Annotated in this window: 8 protein-coding genes and 1 pseudogene; 3 read left to right on the forward strand and 6 right to left on the reverse strand. The window is 63.9% G+C overall.

Going from position 1 to position 8,499, the window contains the following annotated elements; all coding sequences use genetic code 11:
- Positions 1–683, reverse strand: a pseudogene (locus tag MOV75_RS18620) (GGDEF domain-containing protein); the annotation flags it as partial.
- 109 nt (positions 684–792) lie between these two features.
- Here MOV75_RS18620 and MOV75_RS18625 point away from each other — a divergent pair.
- Positions 793–1,482, forward strand: coding sequence for a YggS family pyridoxal phosphate-dependent enzyme (locus MOV75_RS18625; RefSeq protein ID WP_246930023.1), 690 nt, complete (start codon positions 793–795; stop codon positions 1,480–1,482).
- A gap of 144 nt (positions 1,483–1,626) precedes the next feature.
- Here the strand turns inward: MOV75_RS18625 and MOV75_RS18630 are convergent, their stop codons facing one another.
- A complete protein-coding gene (locus MOV75_RS18630) occupies positions 1,627–2,412 on the reverse strand; it encodes a 2-keto-4-pentenoate hydratase (RefSeq protein WP_247006345.1) in 786 nt (261 codons plus the stop codon).
- Positions 2,413–2,418: 6 nt separating this feature from the next.
- Positions 2,419–2,988: a L,D-transpeptidase gene (locus MOV75_RS18635; RefSeq protein ID WP_246930020.1), complete on the reverse strand. Its 570-nt coding sequence runs from the start codon at positions 2,986–2,988 to the stop codon at positions 2,419–2,421.
- 203 nt (positions 2,989–3,191) lie between these two features.
- Between MOV75_RS18635 and MOV75_RS18640 the strand changes: the two genes are divergently transcribed.
- Complete coding sequence (locus MOV75_RS18640) at positions 3,192–3,878, forward strand: response regulator transcription factor (protein WP_007598630.1); 687 nt, start codon at positions 3,192–3,194, stop codon at positions 3,876–3,878.
- 58 nt (positions 3,879–3,936) lie between these two features.
- Positions 3,937–4,380 (forward strand): cyclic nucleotide-binding domain-containing protein, encoded by a 444-nt coding sequence (locus tag MOV75_RS18645; protein WP_194405284.1) that lies wholly within the window; start codon positions 3,937–3,939, stop codon positions 4,378–4,380.
- A 138-nt stretch (positions 4,381–4,518) separates the two neighbouring features.
- On the opposite strand, the gene xth is transcribed toward MOV75_RS18645, so the two are convergent.
- From xth to MOV75_RS18660, 3 genes are all read right to left on the reverse strand, one after another.
- Positions 4,519–5,334: an exodeoxyribonuclease III gene (gene xth / locus MOV75_RS18650; RefSeq protein ID WP_246930019.1), complete on the reverse strand. Its 816-nt coding sequence runs from the start codon at positions 5,332–5,334 to the stop codon at positions 4,519–4,521.
- 203 nt (positions 5,335–5,537) lie between these two features.
- Positions 5,538–6,296 (reverse strand): outer membrane lipoprotein carrier protein LolA, encoded by a 759-nt coding sequence (locus MOV75_RS18655; protein WP_247006347.1) that lies wholly within the window; start codon positions 6,294–6,296, stop codon positions 5,538–5,540.
- Positions 6,297–6,446: 150 nt separating this feature from the next.
- A partial coding sequence (locus MOV75_RS18660) for a DNA translocase FtsK (RefSeq protein WP_247006346.1) occupies positions 6,447–8,499 on the reverse strand: 2,053 nt, incomplete at its 5' end.

Consider the following 8,499-nt stretch of genomic DNA (forward strand, 5'->3'; position numbering starts at 1 on the left):
CCGACGGCACTGTGCTGGTCGGCGGGAGCGGCCAGCACGGTGCCCGCGCTGTCGACCAGCACGGCGGTGATGCCGGCGCGGCCACCCAGATTGCTCATCACCTTCGACATCCAGTCGAGATTGACGGTGGCGAGCACGACGGCATCGGGCACGCCGCTGAAGGCGGACACCGGATAGACCGCCATCACGGTCGGCGTCGGCACCGGCCGCGACAGGATGAAATCACTCAGCACGAAGCGGCCGGTTTCCTGTGCCTGCTGGAAGTACGGCCGGTCACTGAGATCGAGGCCAACATACATGTTGTTGGTGGCGCATTGAATGCGTCCGTCCTGGCCGGCGATCAAAAGCGTGCGGATCCAGGGCAGGTTCGACGGCAGACTCGCGCGCAGCACATCGCAGCTCTTGCTGATGCCGCCGGCGGAGGCGCGGATGAAGGCTTCCGATTTCAGGATGGTCTCGACCGACGAGATCACCTCGCGCTGTGCATCGGCGCTGTGCCTTGCGACGGTGGTGAATTCGACCGTGGCCTGCGCGATCTGCCGGGCGCGGGTGTCTTCGAGCGAACGGATGCGCTCGAGCATCAAGGGCGCCACCAGAATCACCGCAAGCAACGCGAGCCGCGCCCGGATTCCGAGAACCTGCTTGAGTTTCGCTCGTTTGCGGTTGAGACTGATGCTTCTCATCTTCGCTACCCACCCCGCGGGCCAAGGTAAAGCGAAGGGTTCAAAAACTCTTGCTTGAACTCGGTAAAATTGGACTTACCTCCGGTTACGAGCACAACCAAACGACGTCATGACAGAAGCCAATGCTGCGCCGGTAACCGGCCATTCACCAAACGCGCTCGCCGCGGTCGAAGCCGAAATCTCCCGCGCCTGCACGGATGCGCGACGCGATCGCGCCTCCGTGACGCTGATCGCGGTGTCCAAGACTTTCGCCGCGGATGCCATCACGCCGGTCATCGGCGCCGGACAGCGCGTATTCGGCGAGAATCGGGTGCAGGAGGCCAAAAGCAAGTGGCCCGTGTTAACGTCTGTTTACTCCGGCATCGCGCTGCATCTGATCGGACCACTGCAATCCAACAAGGCGAAGGAGGCGGTCGCACTGTTCGACGCCATCCATTCGGTCGACCGTCCGAGCATTTGCCAAGCGTTAGCCAAGGAAATCGAATCCCAGAACAAGCACCCGCAGCTCTTCGTCCAGATCAACACCGGCGAGGAGCCGCAGAAGGCCGGCGTGCCGCCCGGCGAGGCCGACGCCTTCCTCGCCAGCTGCCGCGACAGCTACGGGCTGACGATCTCCGGGTTGATGTGCATCCCGCCGGTCGACGAGCCGCCGGCGGCGCATTTCGCGCTGACCGCCAAGATCGCCGCGCGCAATGGATTGACGAATCTCTCGATGGGCATGAGCGCGGATTTTGCGACGGCGATCATGCTCGGTGCCACCCATGTGCGGGTGGGCAGCGCGATCTTCGGGCACAGGTAGGAGCCGTCAGCGACGGCGCCCGCCCTGCACGAACTCTCAAATTCGTCATTGCGAGCGTAGCGAAGCAATCCAGGATCTTTCCGCGGAGGGATTCCGGATTGCTTCGTCGCAAGGGCTCCTCGCAATGACGGCCGAGGGGACTGCCTATACAAACCCCACCGACACCTTGCCCAGCACCCCGAAATCCACTGCAAAATGATCACCGGCCTGGATCGGCAGCGGCGGATGGCACGTGCCTGTGGTCACGACCTCCCCTGCCCGCAAGGTGATGCCGAGCCCGCGCAGCTCGTTGGCAAGCCAGGCGAGCGCGGCGCGGGGATCGCCGAGCACGTTCTTGCCGTGGCCGATATAGCGCTGGCCGCGCAGCGTGATCACTGGCCGCTCCTCGACGAGATCCATCGCCCGCCAGTTCGCGGACGTCGCCGCGCCCAGCACGAACAGGTGCGCGCAGGCATTGTCGGCGATCAGCTGCGCCTCACCGGCGCTGGCGAAATCGGCAAAGCGCGAATCCGGAATCTCGATCGCGGGATGGAAACTGTCGACGGCGGCCAGCACCTCCTCGACCGTGTACGGCGCTGCGCGCGGCGGCAGATCGCGCCCCATGCGGAAGGCGAACTCAGGCTCGCCGACGCGCATCTCGTTGCCCTTCATCGCGGCGCTACCGCCGTCCGCGATCACGGTGTCGCTCATGATGCGGCCGGCCAGCGGCCCGGTGACGTTGATGTGCGTCTGTCCTGATACGCTGGTGGCCGCGATCTTCCAGCCGAATAATTTTCCAAACGACTGGGTTTCGAGCACAGCCTGGACGGCATAGCCCTCCGTGCGGCTCTGCGGCCGCAACCGCGCCTCCAGCGCGTCAAGCTTGGAGCCGTCGCGCCAATGTTGAACGAGGACGCGCGATGCGGCGGTGATCTGATCCTTGTCGAGCATGCATCCTCACCCGATGATGATTTTTGTTTTTGGTCCCAACCGCCGCAACAATTGCAGCATCGCAGATTTCGTCATCGACACGCAGCCCGCGGTCGGACCGAAATTGTCGCGGGCCAGGTGCAAAAATACCGCGCTGCCACGGCCGGCGATCCGTGGCCTCGTGTTGTGGTCGATTTCGATGATGAAATCATAGAGATGGTCGGTGCGCTTGAGCCGGTCACCGCCCTGCCCCTCGCCGCGCCGGATTCCCTGATTGTAGTGGCGGTCGCTGGGATCCTCGCACCAGGCGTCCGCTCCGGTGATGATCCGGGCCGGCAGGAAACTCTGCGGCCGGCTGTGCCGGTCGCCCCGCCACCACAACCGCCTGGGACGGAAACTGCCCCTGGGGGTGCCGCCATCGCCCTCGCGCTTGTTGGCGAGAATGCCGCCCCGCCCCAGCGCCACCGGAATGGTCAGCGATCCCGCCGTCAGCCAGCCTCTGCGCGGATTCCCGGCTGCAGGCTTAACGCGGATCGCGGAGAGTGGTCTGGCGCTTCGATTCATGGTGTAACCAACTGAAGCTGCTTTGTTTTTCATGTGAAAATGCGATGTCGAATTCATTACAGGACATTCATCAAAGCGCCCTGCTATTCTGGGTTAGAGTGGTTCTGGCTTGTGAATCGGTGACAGCCCACTACTTCAACACGAACAACAATAACAACAGCGACCCCCTAAACTTCCCTCACGGCTGGGTGCAGCATGGATGCGCGCCGAGTCGGACCCCAAAAGGATGACCCCCTATGGCCAATGCCCGCAAGATCCTGATCGTGGATGACGATACCGATCTGCGCGACACGTTGGTGGAGCAATTATCGCTACACGAAGAGTTCGAAGCCTCCGCGGTCGATACCGGCGCCAAAGGCGCGAGCGCGGCCAAGGCCAATGCCCCCGATCTCGTCCTGATGGATGTCGGCCTGCCCGACACCGACGGCCGCGAGGTGGTCCGCTCGTTGCGCAAGGGCGGATTCAAGGCCCCGATCATCATGCTGACCGGACACGACACCGATTCCGACACGATTTTGGGGCTGGAATCCGGCGCCAACGACTATGTGGCAAAACCTTTCCGCTTCGCAGTCCTGCTGGCCCGCATCCGCGCCCAGCTCCGCCAGCACGAGGCCAGCGAGGACGCGGTGTTCTCGGTCGGCCCCTACTCCTTCCGGCCCGGCTCCAAGATGCTCACCGCCGCCAATGCGCGCAAGGTGCGGCTGACGGAGAAGGAAACCGCCATCCTCCGCTTCCTCTACCGTGCCGGCCAGATGCCGGTCTCGCGTGAGACCCTGCTCCAGGAGGTCTGGGGCTATAATTCCGGCGTCACCACCCATACGCTGGAAACCCACATCTACCGCCTCCGCCAGAAGATCGAGAAGGACGCCGCCAACCCGGAAATCCTGGTCACGGAAGCCGGTGGCTACAAGCTGGTGCCGTGATACGCTTGAAGGGCGTGCGAATCGTTTTAGATCGCATGCCCTTGAGCCTCGGATCTGAATGTCAATCGACGACGACGTAGCGCTTCTCGAGCGAGTCCCGACACTGCGCCTGTTGGGAGACGCCTCGTTGCGCATGCTGGCGATCGGCTCCGAGCAGCGTGACTTCGTCCGCGGCGACACCCTGTTCAATCTCGGCGACGACGCCGATGCCGGCTTCGTGGTCCAACGCGGCGCCTTCCGGGTCGACGACGGTGCCGGCGCCGAAATGATCGCCGGTCCTGGCGCGCTGATCGGTGAGCTCGCTTTGGTGGTGCCGATGAAGCGGCCGTCGAGCGCGATCGCGCTGGAGCATTCCTCGGTCATCCGCGTCGCCCGCAGCCTGTTCCAGCGCGTGCTCGAAAGCGACCCGGCCGCCGCGGTTCGCCTCCGCGATGAATTCGCAGTGCGCTCCAGCCAGATTGCGAGCGATATTTTGATGGCGGGTGCGAAGCTGACGTCGTAGCGGGCTGTCATTCCGGGGCGCGACGAAGTCGCGAACCCGGAATCCATTCATCCACTGACTCTGCCGCACTATGGATTCTCAGGTCGCAATTGCGCACCATAGCTCGCGCTGCGCGCGCCCCGGAATGACGGCAGGACCTCACACCTCCAGCGTCACCGTCACCGGGACATGGTCCGACGGCCGTTCCCAGCTCCGCGCGTCGCGCAGAATCCTGAAATCACTGACCGCATCCTTCAGCGCGCGCGAGACCCAGATGTGGTCGAGCCTGCGGCCGCGATCGCCGACGGTCCAGTCGGGAGAGCGGTAACTCCACCAGGTGTAAACCTTCTCCGACATCGGAATGCGGTCACGTGCGACGTCGACCCATTCGCCGGCTTCGAGCGCGGCCTGCAGCTTCTCGGTTTCGACAGGCGTATGCGAGACCACTTTCAGAAGCTGCTTGTGCGACCACACGTCGTTCTCGTGCGGAGCGACATTGAGGTCGCCGACCAGGATGTGACGATCCTCCCCGCGCGGATGCAGCGGTTCGCACGCCTTCATCTCGTCGAGGAAGCGCAGCTTGTGGTCGAACTTCTCGTTCAGCGCGGGATCGGGAATGTCGCCGCCGGCGGGCACGTAGAAATTATGCAGCACCAGCGGCTTTGCGATATTGGCCTTCTCGCCGAACGACACCGAGATGTGGCGCGAATCCACCTTGTCGCAGAAGGTGCGGATGTCCTTCGATTCGAACGGAATCTTCGAGACGATGGCGACGCCGTGATAGCCCTTCTGCCCGTTCAGCGCGACATGCTCGTAGCCGAGCCGCTTGAAGCGCTTCAGCGGAAAGGCATCGTCGATACACTTGGTTTCCTGCAGGCACAGCACATCCGGCCGCGCGCTCTTGAGGAATTTCGCGACCAGATCGATGCGCAGCCGCACCGAATTGATGTTCCAGGTTGTCAGGGAAAAACGCATGGGAAATGCGTCTTAGCAAGCTCTCGGAGGCCGAGCAAAGGCGCAACGCGCCGTGCCCACCGTCTTTTCGGGTGCGAAATACGAGGATCTGGTCGCGCTCTCGTAGGGTGGGCAAAGCGAAGCGTGCCCATTTGCCTGCCATGAGGTGAGAGATGGTGGGCACGGCGCTCCGCGCCTTTGCCCACCCTACGGCAGCGGAGCGTTTAACCCGGCGCGGGGCCGTAATTGGTGAAATCGATCTTGAACATGCCGGGATCGAGCTTCTTGCTCGAATCCAGATTGTAGACCGCGATCGTGGTGTCGTAGCCCTGCGGATCGGTGACGGTCCACTGCTTCAGCTGGCCGTCCTTGGCGCCGAACATCAACAGGAGCCGGCTGGTGCCGACCAACGCCTGCTTCTCCTCGATGGTGACGCTGACGAAGACGTCGTCGGCCGAGACGTTGACGACGTTGGTGTCCTTCATCAGGTCGATGCGGTCGGACAGCAGGAAGCGCAGCGGCGTCTGCGACAGCGGATAGACGTCCTGCGTCGCGAGCTTGCGGTCGCGCACCACGAGTGACGATCCGTCGGCGACGATGTCGATCGGGCTCGGCGCGTCATATTCGAAGCGGACCTTGCCCGGCTTTTGGATGTAGAAATCGCCTTGGGTCTTGCTGCCGTCGGGGCCGACCTGGACGAAATTTCCGACCAGCGTCGACAGCGAGGACAGGTAGGCGCTGACCTTGGCCGCCTGCGCCTTCTGGTTGGCATCGAAGGTCTGGAAGATGCTGCTCGGCACGTTGCGGCGCGGATCCGGGATCACCGGATTCGGCGGCGCCTGCGTCGCGCCGGTGACAGCGGGTCCACCGCCTCCGGATTGAGCACCATCACGGCCCTTCGGCGCGGGCTTCGGCACCGGCACGGTCTGCGCGAACGACGTCGCGGTCACCATCGCGGCAGTGACGAGAAGCACGCCGGCCACGCGCGCGCCTCGCGCGGCGATGGTGGCAGCGAATCGAATGTCCGGATGTCTGATCAACGCGTCGTCCTGTATGGCTGGGCGTCTTTTAGCGTGATTTCGGGCAAAAGCAGATAACGATTTCGCGTGAAATGATGTGTTGAGGCGGCTGCCTCACATATGGCTGTCTTCTTCCTCGACCAGAATCTCGCGCTTGCCGGCATGGTTGGCGGGCCCGACGATGCCTTCCAGTTCCATGCGCTCCATCAGCGATGCGGCGCGGTTGTAGCCGATCTGCAGGCGGCGCTGGATGTAGCTGGTCGATGCCTTGCGGTCGCGTTTGACGATCGCAACGGCTTGCTGGAACAGATCGCCGCCGCCATCCCCGCCCATGCCGGTCGCGTCGAACACCGCGCCGTCCTCGTCCTCGGTCGGCTCCTCGGCGGTAACCGCTTCGAGATATTCCGGTTGTCCCTGTGTCTTGAGGTGACGCACCACCTTCTCGACTTCCTCGTCGGACGCAAAAGGTCCGTGCACGCGGCTGATGCGGCCGCCGCCGGCCATGTAGAGCATGTCGCCCTGGCCGAGCAGCTGCTCGGCGCCCATCTCGCCCAAAATGGTACGGCTGTCGATCTTGGACGTCACCTGGAAGGCGATGCGGGTCGGGAAGTTCGCCTTGATGGTGCCGGTGATGACGTCGACCGACGGACGCTGCGTCGCGAGGATCACGTGCAGGCCGGCGGCACGCGCCATCTGCGCGAGGCGCTGCACCGCGCCTTCGATGTCCTTGCCGGCGACCATCATCAGGTCGGCCATTTCGTCGACGATGATGACGATGTAGGGCAGCGGGTCGAGCGAGAGTTTCTCTTCCTCGTAGATCGCCTTGCCGGTCTCCTTGTCGAAGCCGGTATGCACCGTGCGCGTCGGCTCTTCGCCCTTGGCCTTCAATTCGAGCAGGCGGGTGTTGTAGCCGTCGATGTTGCGCACACCGAGCTTGGCCATGTTCTTGTAGCGCTCTTCCATCTCGCGCACGGCCCATTTCAGCGCGACCACCGCCTTCTTCGGGTCGGTCACGACGGGCGTGAGCAGATGGGGGATTCCGTCATAGACGGAGAGTTCGAGCATCTTCGGATCGACCATGATCAGGCGGCACTGGTCCGGACGCAGCCGGTAGACCAGGCTGAGGATCATGGTGTTGATGGCGACCGATTTGCCGGAGCCGGTGGTGCCGGCGATCAGCATGTGCGGCGTGCGCGCGAGGTCGATGATCACAGGGTCGCCGCCGATGGTCTTGCCGAGGCAAAGCGGCAGTTTTGCCACCGTGTCGGTCGCCTCTTTCGCAATCAGCAATTCGCGCAGATAGACCTTTTCGCGATGCGCGTTCGGCAGCTCGATGCCGATGGCGTTGCGGCCGGGCACGACGGCGACGCGTGCGGACAGCGCGCTCATCGAACGGGCGATATCGTCGGCAAGTCCGATCACGCGCGACGACTTGATGCCGGGCGCCGGCTCCAGCTCGTACAGCGTGACGACGGGACCGGGGTTGGCCTTCACGATCTCGCCGCGCACACCGAAATCCTGCAGCACGCCTTCGAGCGAGCGCGAATTGGTCTCGAGCTCGGCCTTGCTGAGCGGCTGGCGGTCGCCGGCCTTCGGCGCGGCCAGCATGGAGACCGACGGAAGGTCGAACTTGTCGGAGGATTTCTTGGCAGGGGTCTTCGGGGCAGCCTTCTTGCGCGGGGCGCGCGCAGCGGGCTCCTCTTCCTCTTCCTCCTCGTCTTCCTCTTCTTCGTGCTGGTCCTCGTCATCCTCGTCTTCGGGCTGCGGCGAGATCGAGGGCGCAGCGCGGCCGCCGCCGAGATTCGGCTCCTGGCGGCTGAATGCCACGGCCTTGGTCTTCGGTCCGCTCGAGACCAGCGAGCGATAGGCGGCACTGAAGAGCCAGATCAGACGCGCCTTGGTGCTCATCAGCGCATGGAACAGCCAGCCCAGCGACACCGAACCGCGATCGCTCCCTTCGTCTTCGTCGAGCGGCTTGTCGTCATCCTCGATCTCCGCGAGCTCGTCGTCATGCTCACGGGCGCCAAGACCGCAGGCGATCAGGAAGGTCGCGGCCAGCGCGGCGAACAGGATCGTGCCCAGCACGATGCGATAGATTGTCCCGGCCGGTCCGAAAATCACCGCGGGCGCGCGCACCAGGGCGTCGCCGACCACGCCGCCGAGGCCG

The organism is Bradyrhizobium sp. PRIMUS42 (genome assembly GCF_023006515.1).
Taxonomy (GTDB): Bacteria; Pseudomonadota; Alphaproteobacteria; order Rhizobiales; family Xanthobacteraceae; genus Bradyrhizobium.

What these genes read in the sequence shown, in the direction of transcription:
- MOV75_RS18625 (WP_246930023.1), top strand. Translation starts at nt 793, where the DNA reads ATGACAGAAGCCAATGCTGCGCCGGTAACCGGCCATTCACCAAACGCG.
- MOV75_RS18640 (WP_007598630.1), top strand. Translation starts at nt 3,192, where the DNA reads ATGGCCAATGCCCGCAAGATCCTGATCGTGGATGACGATACCGATCTG.
- MOV75_RS18635 (WP_246930020.1), bottom strand. Translation starts at nt 2,988, where the DNA reads ATGAAAAACAAAGCAGCTTCAGTTGGTTACACCATGAATCGAAGCGCC.
- MOV75_RS18630 (WP_247006345.1), bottom strand. Translation starts at nt 2,412, where the DNA reads ATGCTCGACAAGGATCAGATCACCGCCGCATCGCGCGTCCTCGTTCAA.
- MOV75_RS18645 (WP_194405284.1), top strand. Translation starts at nt 3,937, where the DNA reads ATGTCAATCGACGACGACGTAGCGCTTCTCGAGCGAGTCCCGACACTG.
- xth (WP_246930019.1), bottom strand. Translation starts at nt 5,334, where the DNA reads ATGCGTTTTTCCCTGACAACCTGGAACATCAATTCGGTGCGGCTGCGC.